Source organism: Paraburkholderia sp. J10-1, assembly GCF_905220165.1.
Taxonomy (GTDB): domain Bacteria; phylum Pseudomonadota; class Gammaproteobacteria; order Burkholderiales; family Burkholderiaceae; genus Paraburkholderia.
Genome location: NZ_CAJMYW010000002.1, coordinates 742,629 through 756,126, shown reverse-complemented (window position 1 = coordinate 756,126; position 13,498 = coordinate 742,629). Strand labels below are relative to the sequence as shown.

The 13,498-nt window shown below is 62.4% G+C and carries 14 protein-coding genes; 8 read left to right on the top strand and 6 right to left on the bottom strand.

What is annotated here, in order from left to right:
* Positions 1-7: 7 nt before the first annotated feature.
* The 4 genes from tcuB to U5A65_RS10215 all read right to left on the bottom strand — a co-directional run bounded on the left by tcuB (position 8) and on the right by U5A65_RS10215 (position 4,069).
* Positions 8-1,228, bottom strand: a complete 1,221-nt coding sequence (tcuB, locus tag U5A65_RS10230; RefSeq protein ID WP_321946203.1) for a tricarballylate utilization 4Fe-4S protein TcuB — start codon at positions 1,226-1,228, stop codon at positions 8-10.
* Complete coding sequence (gene tcuA, locus U5A65_RS10225) at positions 1,215-2,624, bottom strand: FAD-dependent tricarballylate dehydrogenase TcuA (RefSeq protein WP_321946202.1); 1,410 nt, start codon at positions 2,622-2,624, stop codon at positions 1,215-1,217. The genes tcuB and tcuA overlap by 14 nt, the downstream gene beginning before the upstream one ends.
* Before the next feature lie 74 nt (positions 2,625-2,698).
* Positions 2,699-3,643 carry a LysR family transcriptional regulator gene (locus U5A65_RS10220; RefSeq protein WP_321909607.1) on the bottom strand — a complete coding sequence of 315 codons (945 nt, stop codon included), beginning with the start codon at positions 3,641-3,643 and terminating at the stop codon, positions 2,699-2,701.
* A gap of 60 nt (positions 3,644-3,703) precedes the next feature.
* A complete protein-coding gene (locus tag U5A65_RS10215) occupies positions 3,704-4,069 on the bottom strand; it encodes a nuclear transport factor 2 family protein (RefSeq protein WP_321946201.1) in 366 nt (121 codons plus the stop codon).
* 163 nt (positions 4,070-4,232) lie between these two features.
* Here U5A65_RS10215 and U5A65_RS10210 point away from each other — a divergent pair, with 163 nt between their 5' ends.
* The 5 genes from U5A65_RS10210 to U5A65_RS10190 all read left to right on the top strand — a co-directional run bounded on the left by U5A65_RS10210 (position 4,233) and on the right by U5A65_RS10190 (position 8,409).
* Positions 4,233-5,186 (top strand): LysR family transcriptional regulator, encoded by a 954-nt coding sequence (locus tag U5A65_RS10210; RefSeq protein ID WP_321946200.1) that lies wholly within the window; start codon positions 4,233-4,235, stop codon positions 5,184-5,186.
* Between the two features lie 122 nt (positions 5,187-5,308).
* Positions 5,309-5,878, top strand: a complete 570-nt coding sequence (locus U5A65_RS10205; protein WP_321946199.1) for a TetR/AcrR family transcriptional regulator — start codon at positions 5,309-5,311, stop codon at positions 5,876-5,878.
* Between the two features lie 57 nt (positions 5,879-5,935).
* The gene (locus U5A65_RS10200; protein ID WP_321946198.1) at positions 5,936-6,781 is read left to right on the top strand and encodes an SDR family NAD(P)-dependent oxidoreductase; all 846 of its coding nucleotides are present in this window, start codon (positions 5,936-5,938) and stop codon (positions 6,779-6,781) included.
* An 88-nt stretch (positions 6,782-6,869) separates the two neighbouring features.
* Complete coding sequence (locus U5A65_RS10195; RefSeq protein WP_321946197.1) at positions 6,870-7,727, top strand: SDR family NAD(P)-dependent oxidoreductase; 858 nt, start codon at positions 6,870-6,872, stop codon at positions 7,725-7,727.
* A 4-nt stretch (positions 7,728-7,731) separates the two neighbouring features.
* On the top strand, positions 7,732-8,409 hold the full coding sequence (locus U5A65_RS10190) for an NAD-dependent epimerase/dehydratase family protein (RefSeq protein ID WP_321946196.1): 678 nt from the start codon (positions 7,732-7,734) through the stop codon (positions 8,407-8,409).
* A gap of 45 nt (positions 8,410-8,454) precedes the next feature.
* On the opposite strand, the gene U5A65_RS10185 is transcribed toward U5A65_RS10190, so the two are convergent.
* Positions 8,455-9,378, bottom strand: a complete 924-nt coding sequence (locus tag U5A65_RS10185) for a LysR family transcriptional regulator (RefSeq protein WP_321946195.1) — start codon at positions 9,376-9,378, stop codon at positions 8,455-8,457.
* Between the two features lie 101 nt (positions 9,379-9,479).
* Entirely contained in the window at positions 9,480-9,902 is a 423-nt protein-coding gene (locus tag U5A65_RS10180) for a DoxX family protein (RefSeq protein ID WP_321909620.1), read from the bottom strand.
* 315 nt (positions 9,903-10,217) lie between these two features.
* Between U5A65_RS10180 and U5A65_RS10175 the strand changes: the two genes are divergently transcribed.
* From U5A65_RS10175 to U5A65_RS10165, 3 genes are all read left to right on the top strand, one after another.
* Complete coding sequence (locus U5A65_RS10175) at positions 10,218-11,135, top strand: LysR substrate-binding domain-containing protein (protein WP_321946194.1); 918 nt, start codon at positions 10,218-10,220, stop codon at positions 11,133-11,135.
* 225 nt (positions 11,136-11,360) lie between these two features.
* Positions 11,361-13,022, top strand: coding sequence for an AMP-binding protein (locus U5A65_RS10170; RefSeq protein ID WP_321946193.1), 1,662 nt, complete (start codon positions 11,361-11,363; stop codon positions 13,020-13,022).
* Between the two features lie 69 nt (positions 13,023-13,091).
* Positions 13,092-13,457 (top strand): VOC family protein, encoded by a 366-nt coding sequence (locus U5A65_RS10165; protein WP_321946192.1) that lies wholly within the window; start codon positions 13,092-13,094, stop codon positions 13,455-13,457.
* The last annotated feature ends 41 nt before the right edge of the window (positions 13,458-13,498 follow it).

Sequence of the window (13,498 nt, the reverse complement as noted above, 5' to 3'; positions counted from 1 at the left end):
CCAGCCTTTAGTCAGAACCGAGACTCAGCGTATTGCGCTGCCGCTTTTCTATCGACGATTTGAGCAACGCCGCCGAGCGGAAGATGCCGTGTGCAAACTTCCCGTAAGGCAGCGTCGCGAACAGCGCCATCACGATGCCCAGGTGACTCGCGAGGAGCGACGGCATGGCGGAAGTCGCCCGCAAAACCATGAGCGCGAGGCCCGACGCACTCGTGAGCAGCAGGAGCGCGATGAAACCGCGGTCCATCGGGCGCTGGCGCGTATCGCCCTGCTGCGCATGCCGTTTGAGGTTCAGCCACAGCAGCCCCGCCGGCCCAATGATCAGACCGATGCCGCCCAGCGTGCCCAGCAGCACCGGCACGCTGAAGAAAGGATACGGCGCTTCCAGCCCGAGCACGTAGTGATATGCCGTCGCGACCGCCGTCGCGGCAAAGCACAACATGAAGCCGTAAAACGTCAGATGGTGGAAGCGCCTTCTCGCAAGCGTGAAGGCGTCGTTCGATTCGTTGCAGCCGTCGCCGTGGCCGCCGTCGAGGTACTTGAGCGTCAGCGCGTTTTTCGCGGCTTCGGCGAGTGCAGGCGCGCTCGCGTTCGCCGTTCCTGCCGATACGTCACGCCAGAAGCGCGTCACACCCACGCCGAGCGCCAGCACGGCGAACAGGAACACCGCGCCGAACATCGCAGCAAGCAGGTTGTGCGGGAAGATCGCGTAAAAGCTCGCTGCGGCGGTGTCGCCCGTGAGTCCGCCATACATCGCAGTGCCAAGCAGCAAGAAGAGCGCGAGCCCCGCTGCGAGCGCGACTGAAAGTGTGAGGCCATTGCGCTTGTACAACGCGCCAAATGCGGCCGGAAACGCGTATTCCGTGTAGGTTTCCAGGCGGACCTGCGCCATCGCCTTCGGCACGTTCACGGCGAATTCGTGCGGCGGCGCGTACTGGCAGGCGTGATAGCACGCGCCGCAGTTGTGACACAGGTTCGCGAGGTAGTTCACGTCCGCCTTGCCGAATTCGAGGCGGCGCGTCATGGCCGGAAACACGGCACAAAAACCTTCGCAATAGCGGCAGGCGTTGCAGATCTGCATCTGCCGCGCCACTTCGCTTTCGCTGTCGCTCATCGGCACGATGGGGATCACCCGCGCGCCACCACCTTGCGTCCCGCGAACTGGCATCTTTGCATCGGCTGGCGCGGTGCGCGTGTGTTCGGCCGCGAGGGCGTCAGTGCGCTGCATGGTGAGTCTCCGTCGTCTGAAGTGCGGCGCGCGCAGCCTGCGTGCCGGCAATACGTCCGAACGCGGTGCCGATCGACATGCCGACACCCGCCGTATACCCCTTGCCGAGCACGTTGCCCGCCATCATCTCGCCCGCGACGAACAGGTTCTCGCTCGCCTCGCCGCCGAAATGGACCTGCGCGCGGTCGTTGGTTTTCAGGCCGAGGTACGTGAACGTGATGCCGGGCCGCAGCGCATAGCCGTAGTACGGCGGTGTATCGATGGGGCGCGCCCAGTGCGTCTTGGGCGGCGCAATGCCGTCGGTGTGGCAATCGTCGAGCGCGGTGTGATCGAAGGTGCCGACACGGCACGCCTCGTTGTAACGTGTGAGCGTTTCCATGAAGCGCGCTTCGGGCAGGTTCAACTTGCGCGCGAGTTCAGGCAGCGTGTCGGCTCGTTCGCCGGGAAACACAGGCGGCATGAAACGGCCAATGGCTTTCGAATCGATGATCGAATAGCCAATCTGACCCGGCTGCTGCGCGACGAGCCGCCCCCAGATCGCGTAGCGTTTTGGCCAGAAGTCTTCGCCTTCGTCGTAGAAACGCTCGGCGTCGCGATTCACGACCACGCCGAGCGACACGCAGTCGATGCGCGTGCAGATGCCGCCGTCATAGAGCGGCGCGCGCGCGTCGATCGCGACGCAATGCGACTGCGACGGGTCGCCGATCATGTCCGCGCCCGCGTCGATCATGTGCCGGATGAGCACGCCCATGTTGAAGCGCGTGCCGCGAATGCGGAAGTTGTCGGCGGGCCATTCGCCGCGCTCGTTTTGCCCCCACGCTTCGCGCAGCCATTCGCGGTTCGATTCGAAGCCGCCCGCCGCCAGCACGCAGGCGCGCGCCTCGAAGCGCTGGCTGCCGCTCTTCGCCGCGATGAAGCGGCCGTCTTCCAGTTCCAATGAATCCACCGGCGTGTCGTAGCGAACCTCCACGCCAAGCGCTTGCGCACTGCGGTAGTACGCGTTGACGAGCGCCTTGCCCCCGCCCATGAAGAACGCGTTGGTGCGCGCCACGTGCAGCGCGCCGGAAAGCGGCGGCTGGAAGCGCACGCCGTGCCTTTGCATCCACGGACGGCACGTGGATGAGGCCCGGATCGTCAAACGTGCGAGATGCTCGTTGGTGATCCCGCCCGTGACCTTCAGCAGGTCTTGCCAGAATTCCTCTTCGGGATACGCGTCGACGAGCACGTCCTGCGGCGCGTCGTGCATGCAGCGCAGATTGCGCGTGTGCTGTGAATTGCCGCCGCGCCACTCGCGCGGCGCCGATTCGAGCAGCAGGACCGACGCGCCGGCTTCACGCGCCATCAACGCCGCGCATAGTGCGGCATTGCCTCCTCCGATCACAAGTACATCGACCATCCTGTGTGCCTCCTTTCGGGCACACTCTAATGACCGCGCGCTCGCCTCGCCATCAGCGGGCCGTTAATGGGTCTTCAGTTTTTGTGAAGACCGCCGTCAGGGCGCAGGCGCGCGCCGGGCCAGCGCCCTTCGCGCACCAGTTGGCGGGCCACATCGGCGAGCACGACACGCGCCGCCAGCCCGGCAGGCGACAGTTCGTCGTCGGAAACACTCGCGATCATGTTGGGGCGTGTTGCAAAGCTATCGGCCACGCGCACGCTCGCCAACGTCACGTTCTCCGGGCGCGCGAGCGCTGCGCCGGGCTGAATGGTCGCGCCGAATCCGGCACGGACGTAATCCATCAGCAGCGCCAGGCCGTCCACTTCGGCAATGACATTGGGTTCGTATTTGGCGCGCTTGAACGCTGCACTCAGCAGCGAACGCAGCCCGTGCGTGCCGCTCGGAAGAATCAGCGGCAGCCTGCCGATCTGCGCGAGACGTACCGAAGCGCCGCTGGGCATGCCATCGAGATCGCTCGCGCCGATGACGAATAGCCGCTCCTCGAGCAGCGACGCCACGCTCCAGCGTTGCGCCGGGACCTCGCGAAACAGCACGGCGAGATCGATTTGCCGTGCGCTCAACATGGTGGCGAGATAACCGGAAAGGCTTTCGACCATGCGCAGACGCACATGGGGATAGCGCTCGCGCATGGCCTGCATGAAGGCAACGCCAAGCACGCTCGCCGTGCTCGGCGCCATGCCGACGCTCACGTGCCCGGATAAACGCGCTTCGCGTGCGGCGAGCGCGGCATCGTCGATATGCCGCAGCGCGAGTTGCGCCTGACGCCAGAACGCGAGGCCGGCATCGGTTGGAACGACGCCGCTGGACGTGCGCTGCAGCAAACGTGTGGAAAGCTCGCCTTCCAGGCGGCTAATCTGCTGACTCAGCGCCGATGTCACGACACCGAGTTCCAGCGCGGCTTTGCCCATGCTCCCGTGTTCGACGACACTGAGAAAATAGCGCAGTTGTCTGAGTTCCATTTCATGATCGGCAAGAGCGGAAATTGCGGGCTATTGTCGCAGAATGGAATCGGCTTCCCGCTACGACGGCATCGAATCGAGGAAGACATAGAGCGCGGCGATTTTCTCGTCGCGAACGATGATCACATCCACGCCCGTATACTCGGGCGCCTCGTCCCGCGGCCCCGATCCCCACGACAGACGGCCCGCGTTGTGCAGCGCCTGTGGCTCACCAAGCGGCACGTAGGCGAAATGCGAGTGCGTCGCGCGCAGGGCCCCGGCGAACGTGTCGAGCGCATCGTGGCCGGCGAATACGCCGGGAGGCGCGTAGAGCACACAGTCCTCCGTATAGAGTTCCTCGATCGCCGCGCGGCGACGCTTTGCATCGCCTTCGCCGAAAACCTCTTGCAGGTTGCGATAGAGCAGTTCGTTGATCCGTTCGTTCATGGCATTTCTCCTTATCGATTCAGTCAATCGCACTACTGATTAAATCCGGGCCTTCCCACCGCCGACGACAATCTCCGTACCGGCGTTGTGACGAGACAAATTTAAGGCCGCATGTTATTTTTCGAAATAGAAATGACCGAAAACCATCGTTGCAAAATTGTCGATGTCAAAGCTACCGGACTTCGAAGGATTCGCGATGTTTGCGAAGGTTGCCGAGGAAGGTTCGTTCGCGGCTGCCGCGGCGGCCATGGGCGTATCCGTCGCCACAGTCTCCCGCGCCGTGACCCGGCTCGAGGGGCGGCTAGGCGGCAGGCTGTTCAACCGCACGTCCAGGCGGCTCGCGCTCACGGACTACGGGCATACGCTCGCCGAGCGCGCGGCAAAAATCTACGCCGACGCCGAAGAGGCTGAGGATTTCGCGCGCGAGACCTCGAGCCGGCCGCGCGGCCTGGTCAAGCTCGCGGCACCGCTTTCCTTCGGCGCGCGCTGGGTGGCGCCACTTCTGCCCGAGTTCTTCCGGGCCTATCCCGACATATCTGTGGAGCTTCATCTCACGGATGCCCAAGCCGATCTGATTGGCGAGGGGTTTGACGCCGCCCTGCGTATCGCCATCCTCGAAGATTCCTCGCTCGCGGCACGTCTCATCGCGCCCGTGCGCCGGTTTGTCGTGGCATCGCCCATGTATTTGTCGCGCAATGGCCGGCCGCAGCATCCGCACGACCTCGGCGCGCACCAATGCCTGACCTATGCCAACAGGAGCAGGCGGGACGTTTGGCGTTTTACGCACGAAAATGGCGAGGCATGCACGGCCACGCCAAGCGGCGCGCTGCGAGCCACGACCGTGGAAGCGTTGCTGCCCACGCTCCTCGCCGGACTCGCCGTCGCCGAGCTTCCCGAGTTCGTGGCGACGCAGTATTTCGCGGACAAACAACTCGAACCGGTTTTGACCGACTGGCGCTTGCCCGAAGGCGGCCTGTATTTCGTCACGCCCACCGCCCGCACACGGCCAGCCAAGGTGAGCGCATTGGCCGACTTCTTCATCGCGAGGCTCACAGCGGCGCAATGGAGCGCCGAGACGCTGATGGGTTGGAAGCCGCCGGGAGCGCGCAGCCGGTGATTGCGTGACCTGCTTTATCGGCGAGCGGCGATGCGCTCTGGCGCGATTTTCGCGTGATTGCACTGGCCTCGAACCGAGTCTATAATTGAGTGCGTACTCACTCTACATTGAACCGAAATACGATGGCACGTCCTTTGAGCCCTGAAAAGCGCAATGCCCTGCTGGTTGCGGCAACGCACGCCGTGGCCGAACAGGGCGTGCTGGCCAGCACGGCGAGTATCGCCCGGCGCGCGGGTGTTGCCGAAGGAACGCTGTTCACGTATTTCGAGAACAAGGACGTGCTGTTCCAGGAACTGTATCTGCACCTCAAGCACGAACTGGCTGAAACCATCATGCCTGGCTATCCTTCCGAGGCGGGCTTCCGGCTTCGGCTGGAACATGTCTTCCAGCACTATGTGCGCTGGGGCGTGGCGAACACGGCCGGGCGGCTCGCCATCGCGAGGCTTTCGGCTTCAGGTCAGTTGTGGGATGAGACGCGGACACAAGGCATGGAGCCGTTCATGGCCGTTTCGCAAATGATGGAAGAAGCGGTGCAGCGCGGCGTACTGCTGGACGCACCGATCGCGTTTCTCTACTCCATCATCGAGCGCATTGCCGATACGACGATCGAATTTGTCGAGCGCCAACCCGACGATGCCGAGCGTCACCGCCAGCTGGGTTTCCATGCCGCCTGGCGAGCCATCACGCCGTAAAAATTTTCTTTAATAATTGAGTGCGTACGCACTCAATGTGGAAAAGGAGAAATCAACATGTCCAGTCAAAAGTGGTTCATTACCGGCGCATCCGGCGGTCTCGGGCTTGCCCTTGCCGAAAAGGTCCTGGCCGAAGGGCATCGCGTGGTTGCAGCGGTGCGGCGCGTAGCAGCGTTGGACGCGCTCAAGCAGTCCTGGCCGGATCAGCTCGAAGTGGAGTCGCTCGACGTGACCCGTCCCGAGCAGGTGCAGGCCGTGGCGGCACGCCATCCGGATGCCGATGTCGTCGTCAACAATGCGGGCGGCGCGGTCATCGGCGCGATGGAGGAGTTGAGCGAAGCCGACATCGAGCAGCAGATCGCGCTGAATCTGCTCGCGCCCATCCACGTCACGCGCGCCTTTCTCCCAGCAATGCGCGCGAGAAAGCACGGCACGTTCATCCATGTCACGAGCGTCGGGGGACGTGCAGCCTTTCCGAGCGGCTCGATGTATCACGCCGCGAAATACGGTCTCGAAGGCTTTGCCGAAGCGGTGAGCCAGGAAGTGGCCGAGTTCGGCATCAAGACCCTCATCATCGAGCCAGGCTCCATCAAGACGGGGTTCGTCGCGAATATCCGCTGGACCGAGGCGCTTGCGGATTACAAGGACGGTGTCGTCGGCAAGCTGCGCCAGCAGATCAAGGAAGTCGGCGATGAGTATGCCTCGGGCGATCCCGTGAAAATGGCCGGCGCCATCTACGAGGTAAGTCAGTTGCCGCAGCCGCCGCTGCGTACTGTTCTCGGCGGCGACGCCTACGCGGTGCTCGAGGCCGGCTATACGCGCAGTCTCGCCGCGCTGCAGGCTCAAAAGGACCTTGCCAACTCGGTGATGTTCGAAGGCAAGGCAGGATTCAATCCGCAGTGAGCTTTGCGAGTCGCATTTCGCAGGCATTCACCCACCCTTTCATTGCCAAATTGTCGATGCCGCTCGCTCGACGAAGGTTGAAACGATCATGTCAAAAGTCTGGTTGATTACTGGCGCGTCCCGGGGTCTGGGCCGCGCCATTCTCGAAGCCGCGTTGCAGGACGGCGGCAAGGTGCTGGCGAGCGCGCGCGACACGTCGCGTCTCGCCGATTTGCAGGCGCGCTATGGCGAGCGCCTCGCGACGTTCGAACTGGACGTCACGAACGAAGAGCAGGCACAGCAGGCGGTGTCCGAGGCGGCACGGCGATTCGGATGCCTTAACGTTTTGGTCAACAACGCCGGTTACGGACACATTCAGCCGTTCGAATACATGCCTGCCGATGATTTCCGCGCGCAGATCGAAACCAACTTCTTCGGCGTGGTGAACCTCACGCGCGCGGCCATCCCCGTGATGCGCGCCCAGGGCGGCGGCCATATCTTTCAGGTCTCGTCGGCAGGCGGGCGCATCAGCAGCCCGGGGCTCTCCGCTTACCAGGCGGCCAAATGGGCCGTTGGCGGATTCAGCGACGTCGTGGGCAAGGAGGTCGCGCCGTTTGGCATTCGCCTCTGCACGCTGGAACCCGGCGGCATGCGCACCGAATGGGGCAACGAGGCGCGTACGACGCTGCACACTCTTCCTCAGGACTATGAGGCTTCCATGGCCGGATTCAAGGCGCTGATCGACGCCTACGTGGGTCATGAAGTGGGCGACCCCGAGCGCATTGCGAAGCTGATCGTGATGCTCGCCTCGCATGAAGCGGTGCCCGCGCGGCTCGTGCTCGGCTCGGATGCCTGGCAGATCGTGGAAGCCGAGGAGCAGGCCCGCCGCGAATCCATGCAAGCCTGGAAGGGCGTGACGCTCGCGGCCGACTTCGATTCCGCAATGCCCGCGTGGCCGTCGGAGTGACATCATGCGCGTCGTACTGATCGGCGCGACCGGCATGGTCGGCCAGGGCGTGTTGCGTGCGTGCCTATCGGCGGCGGACGTCACCGAAATCATCGTGATCGGCCGGCGCGCGCTGGAGGGCTACGATGATCCGCGACTCAAGCTCTTCACCGTGCCGGATCTTGCAGGCTTTCAGGCCACGGACGAAGCGTTTTCCAGTATCGACGCGTGCTTTTTCTGTGCAGGCGTATCGTCCTTCGGCATGGCCGAAGCGGCTTATCGGGCGATCACCTACGATCTCACGCTCCACATCGCTCAGGAACTGCTTCGCGTGAGCCCCGCGATGACGATGGTCTATGTGTCCGGCGCGGGCGCGGACAGTAGTGAACGAGGCAACAGCATGTGGGCCCGCGTGCGCGGACAAACCGAAAATGCGCTGCAGCGCCTGCCGTTTCGGCAGGTGGCTATTTTCCGGCCGGCGGCGATCTTTCCCGAGGACGGCATACAGTCGCGCACGGCCGCGTATCGATGGATGTACGTCGCCCTCAAGCCGCTACTCGCATTGGTTCGGCGAATCTCGCCAAATAGCGTATTGACTACCCGAATCATTGGCGATGCGATGCTAAACGCGGTGCGCCGCGGTGTACCGCAAGCTATTCTGAAGCCTGCCGATATCCATGGACTCGCCAGTTCGCGAGCGTGATCCAGTTGCGCGCATGCGCGGTCCCTGCGTGTGTCGCTCGATGGCTTATGCGTCCAGCGATTCGTGCGGCGCGCTCGCGGAACAGTCGCGCAGTTGCTCGATCAGCCATCTTCCAGCCGGACCCGGCGGTGCCGCAACGGGGTACACGGCCAGCATCGGAAGCACGAGCCCACCGGCAGGCACGTCTTCGACGTGAAGTTCAACGAGACGTCCTGCCGCAATGTCGTGCTGGATGGCATGCACGGGCATGCCGCCCCAACCTAGCCCGTGCACCAAAAGCGCATGCTTGGCGAACAGATCGGCAACGCGCCAGGTCGCCGCAGACATCACGCCGAATTCGTGGCCTGCCGACAATTCGGTCCGGTCGGTTAGCACCAGTTGCGTATGGCGCGCGAGTTCATCCTTGGGAATCGGCCCACGAATCGCGGCGAGTGGATGCGTACTGGCGGCAACCATCGTAAATGCGACGCCAGCGAGCCGCTCCGACGTCAGTCCTGGCGGCACAAAAGGCAAGGAACCCACGATGCCGACCGCAGCACGTCCGTCGATGACGGGTTGATAAGCACCGCCGAGCGCTTCCGCGTAGAGCCGCAAAGGTACACCCGGAAAGTGCTCGCGAAACGCCTTCGCGGCCTCGACGACAACCTGAAACGGGAAAAAGACGTCCACCACGACGGACAATTCGGGTTCGAGCCCGGCCGCCATGCCCTTGGCACGCGCCTTCATGCCATCCACGCCGGAAACAACATTGCGCGCGTCGGCCAGCAGCACACGCCCTTGCGCGGTCAGAACCGGGTAGCGCCCTCGCCGGTCGAACAGCGCTACGCCGATCTGTCCTTCCAGATTCGACACTAGCTCGCTGACCATCGATTGCGCGCGGCGAAGCTTCCTCGCCGCCCCGGAGAAGCTGCCTTCGTCGACCGCCGTGATGAATGCCCGGAGCTGGTCCAGCGATACGCCATCCAACATTTTGGTTTCCTAAACTCGAAAACTCACCGGGGCGGAAGCGGACAAAGGCCGCCCCGTCGATACTGCACGGGCGGCCCATCGCGCTGCCTCAGCCCGGTGCCTCAGCTCGCACTGGCCGCTGCCAGTCGCGCGCTGAAGCGCCCAAGCCGTTGATCCAGGCTATAAGCACCCGCGCCGAAGTAAGCGATCTGCAGAAGGCCGCCCGCCATCATGACGTTCTTCAGGAAGTGAATCATCTGATTCTGGTCTGCGAAATTGTTGTGGAAGAACGCTGCCGTGACCAGACAGAACACGGCCATCACGACCGACAGGGGACGCACGCGGTAGCCCGAAATCAGCAGCAGGCCGCCGCCCAGCTCGATCACGATCGAAACCAGGTACGCGAGCGGCGGAACGGGCAAACCCATCGCTTTGATATAGCCAACCGTTGCCGCGTAGGCGGCTAGCTTGCTGAGCCCGCTCATCGCAAAGGGCACACCCAGCATGACGCGGCCCAGCAACGGAATAAACTTGAATCGTTCCATGACGATCTCCTCAAAGAAGTTCACTTTGGTGGACCAGGATAGGGATTCGCGCCAGCCTCCACCATCGCCAGTCGCGCACAGACCATTTCAATCAGGATTACGAAACATCACCCCTTCCGATCGACAGATCGCCCGCATCCACCGTGTTGCCCGGACGCTCGAAACCGGCGCGATTCAACTGTTCTGTAGCCGCTGAATAACCCGTCCTCGGTCAGTTGCGCCATACTAAATCCGCAACGATCACGCGCCAATCTCCCGAATTGCAAAGCAACGTTGCGCGTGATAGAACGACGCATCCTCAGCGAGAGCCCGACGATGAACCAGATCACCGACCTCAACGACCTCCGGATCTTTGTAGAAGTTGTCGAGCGCGGGAGCTTCACGGCGGCGGCGCACGCCCTCGGCTCGCAGACATCCAAGCTCAGCCGGCGTGTTCGTGCACTCGAGGAGGAGCTGGGTGTTCGCCTGCTCAATCGCACCAGCCGCAGCCTGTCCTTGACCGAGATTGGGCGGCGCTTTCACCAGCATTGCCTCGCCCTCGTTGCGGAATCGAAAGCCGCCAAGGATATCGTCGACCAGACACGCTCCAAACCGCAGGGCACGATACGGATTAGTTGCCCGCTAGGATTGCTCAGCTCGGGCATTACCCCGATGATCGCGCAATACATTCAGGACAACCCCGAGGTGCAGGTGCTCGTCGATGCCACCAACCGCCGCGTGGACGTCGTGGAAGAAGGGCTCGACTTCGCTATCCGCGTGCGGCTTCCCCCTCTCGAAAGCACCGATCTCGCCGTCCGGCAACTCGGGCTCTCCTCGCAGATCCTCGTTGCCAGTCCGGACCTGGCCGCACGCCATGCCGCGCCCGCGTCGCTGCAGTCACTCGAAGCGTGGCCTACGCTCTCCATGGCGAACAGCAGCGAGAAGTTTGTCTGGAACCTCGTAGACGCCGAAGGCAACGCATCGTCATGGGCACATCGGCCGCGTCTCGCGAGCGATGACCTCGCCAGCCTGCGCATCGCAGCGATGAATGGCGTTGGCGTGGCCTTGCTGCCTCGCGAACTCGTGGATGCCGATATCCGTTCCGGCCAGCTTCTGCACCTGCTGCCTGGGCTTGCCACCGAACCCGGTCTCGTGCACGCGATTTTCGCCTCGCGCCGCGGCATGGTTCCAGCAGTCCGGCAGCTGCTGGACGCGCTAGTCGCGGGCTTCGAAAAGCTGAACAGCAAGCAATAAAGAGAGCCTGAGTGCGCGTTGGCCCTTCAGCGGCCGACGCTTCCATTTATTTCGTTATCCAAATTGATTGCTGAAATGTTGCCTGCAGAGCCCGGTGTCTTCACGCCGACATTTGAAAAGTCACGTCAGTGGCAAAACGGGTTGACACGTCCGTGAGCGCATCCTAACATACAACAATGCTGTACACATTCACTATTGTTGAATGAAAAACACCCAGGAGACTTCATGAATACGCTTTCGTATGAGCGCGGAACACGCTCCACGGCGCTCATCAATCAGACGATTGGCGACTACTTCGATGCAATCGCCCATCGCTTGAATGAACATGCTGCGGTCATCAGCCGGCATGAAAGCATCCGCCTCACCTACGGCGAGCTTCGGCAAAAATCGGACGATCTCGCCGCGGGATTGCTTGCCTCTGGACTCGAGCCCGGCGACCGGATCGGCATCTGGTCGCACACGAACATTGCCTGGCTGCTCATGCAATTGGCCACGGCAAAGGCCGGGCTGATTCTCGTGAACATCAACCCGGCCTACCGGAGCGCTGAACTCGAGCATGCGCTGAACCTGGTGGGGTGCAAGGCGATCGTGACGATGGTCCAGTACCGTTCGAGCGAATACCTGAACATGCTGAGGGAATTGGGCAAGTCGCGCTTGCCGAAGCTCGAGACGATCTGGTGGATCGACGAAAGCGGCGCGCCGGACGAGGCGGGCGCGCAACGCTTCTCCGGCCTGTTCGACCTCGCAGCGGCCGGCCGCACTTTGCTCGACGAGGTTCGCCCAACCGTGCGTCCGGACGACGCCGTCAATATCCAGTTCACGAGCGGCACGACCGGACTGCCCAAGGCAGCGACGCTCAGTCACCGCAATATCCTGAACAACGGGTACTTCGTGGGCGAATGCATGAAGCTCACGCAAATGGATCGCGTCTGCGTGCCCGTGCCGATGTACCACTGCTTCGGCATGGTCATGGGCAATCTGGCATCGCTCACGCACGGTTCGACAATCGTCTACCCCGCCGCAAGATTCGACGCTGAAGCCGTTCTCGAAGCCGTGCAGGCCGAGCGATGCACGGCGCTGCTCGGCGTGCCCACCATGTTCATTGCCGCGTTGAATCACCCGCGCTTTGCGGCATTCGACAAGCGCACGCTACGCACCGGCATCATGGCCGGCTCCCCTTGCCCGATCGAAATCATGCGGCGTGTCGTGGACGAAATGAACCTCTCCGAAATCACCATCGCCTATGGCATGACGGAGACCAGCCCCGTGAGTTGCCAGAGCATGACGGATACTCCGCTCGACAAGCGCGTGACCACGGTTGGTCAGGTACTGCCGCATCTCGAGATCAAGATCGTCGACCAGGTGAGCGGAGAAACCGTGGACCGAGGTCAGCCCGGCGAGCTTTGCACGCGCGGCTATTCGGTCATGCTCGGCTACTGGAACCAGGAGGAAAGGACGAAAGAAGCGATCGACGCCAAAGGCTGGATGCACACAGGCGACCTCGCAACGATGGATGCGGCGGGCTACGTCAACATCGTTGGAAGAATCAAGGACATGGTGATCCGCGGCGGCGAAAACCTCTATCCGCGCGAGATAGAAGAATTCCTGTACACCTGCCCCGGTGTGCTCGACGTTCAGGTGGTGGGCGTACCCGACAAGCATTTTGGCGAAGAACTCTGCGCTTGGATCGTCACCGCGCCCGGCGCCATTCTTGACGAAGGCAGTGTCCGCGAATTCTGCCAGCCACGCATCGCGCATTACAAAGTGCCCAAATACATTCGCTTCGTCGACTCGTTCCCGACTACCGTAACCGGGAAGATCCAGAAGTACCTGATCCGGCAAATCATGAGCGATGAACTCGGTCTGCAAGACCAACAAACGGCCTGACACTCATGAGCGCGTGGCACTCGCCAGGTCCCTCACCTTTCCTCATCACAGTTTGCTGGAGCACTCGCCATGGCAGAAGTTGATATGCAATCGGTCTATATTGTCGCGAAAGATGTTGGCCGGCTTTCCGAGTTCTATATCGCGGCGTTAAATATGCCGGTCCAGTTTCGCGACGCGAACAAGTGGACGCAATTCCGCCTGCAACGCAGTGCGTTTGCGCTGAGTTCCGCAGAGGAAGCCGCACAAGGCGCGGTCGGCGCCGTCCCCGTTTTCCAGATTGCCGGCGAGGCGCGTGCGGAAGTCGAACAGAAGATTCTCAGTTCAGGCGGTCTGCTGCTCGGGCAGCGCGACATGGGAACGCACGGTTTCGTCGCCACCTACAAAGACCCCGAAGACAACATCTTTCAGGTCTTCAGCAAGCCTTCGACGCTTTAATTTCCGCACCCGCGTCAGGCCAAATCTTAGCTAATCCCCAA

Coding starts and splice junctions, on each gene's coding strand:
- tcuA (WP_321946202.1), bottom strand. CDS start 2,624: ATGGTCGATGTACTTGTGATCGGAGGAGGCAATGCCGCACTATGCGCG.
- U5A65_RS10180 (WP_321909620.1), bottom strand. CDS start 9,902: ATGGAACGATTCAAGTTTATTCCGTTGCTGGGCCGCGTCATGCTGGGT.
- U5A65_RS10175 (WP_321946194.1), top strand. CDS start 10,218: ATGAACCAGATCACCGACCTCAACGACCTCCGGATCTTTGTAGAAGTT.
- tcuB (WP_321946203.1), bottom strand. CDS start 1,228: ATGCAGCGCACTGACGCCCTCGCGGCCGAACACACGCGCACCGCGCCA.
- U5A65_RS10200 (WP_321946198.1), top strand. CDS start 5,936: ATGTCCAGTCAAAAGTGGTTCATTACCGGCGCATCCGGCGGTCTCGGG.
- U5A65_RS10165 (WP_321946192.1), top strand. CDS start 13,092: ATGGCAGAAGTTGATATGCAATCGGTCTATATTGTCGCGAAAGATGTT.
- U5A65_RS10170 (WP_321946193.1), top strand. CDS start 11,361: ATGAATACGCTTTCGTATGAGCGCGGAACACGCTCCACGGCGCTCATC.
- U5A65_RS10195 (WP_321946197.1), top strand. CDS start 6,870: ATGTCAAAAGTCTGGTTGATTACTGGCGCGTCCCGGGGTCTGGGCCGC.
- U5A65_RS10185 (WP_321946195.1), bottom strand. CDS start 9,378: ATGTTGGATGGCGTATCGCTGGACCAGCTCCGGGCATTCATCACGGCG.
- U5A65_RS10190 (WP_321946196.1), top strand. CDS start 7,732: ATGCGCGTCGTACTGATCGGCGCGACCGGCATGGTCGGCCAGGGCGTG.
- U5A65_RS10220 (WP_321909607.1), bottom strand. CDS start 3,643: ATGGAACTCAGACAACTGCGCTATTTTCTCAGTGTCGTCGAACACGGG.
- U5A65_RS10205 (WP_321946199.1), top strand. CDS start 5,309: ATGGCACGTCCTTTGAGCCCTGAAAAGCGCAATGCCCTGCTGGTTGCG.
- U5A65_RS10210 (WP_321946200.1), top strand. CDS start 4,233: ATGTCAAAGCTACCGGACTTCGAAGGATTCGCGATGTTTGCGAAGGTT.
- U5A65_RS10215 (WP_321946201.1), bottom strand. CDS start 4,069: ATGAACGAACGGATCAACGAACTGCTCTATCGCAACCTGCAAGAGGTT.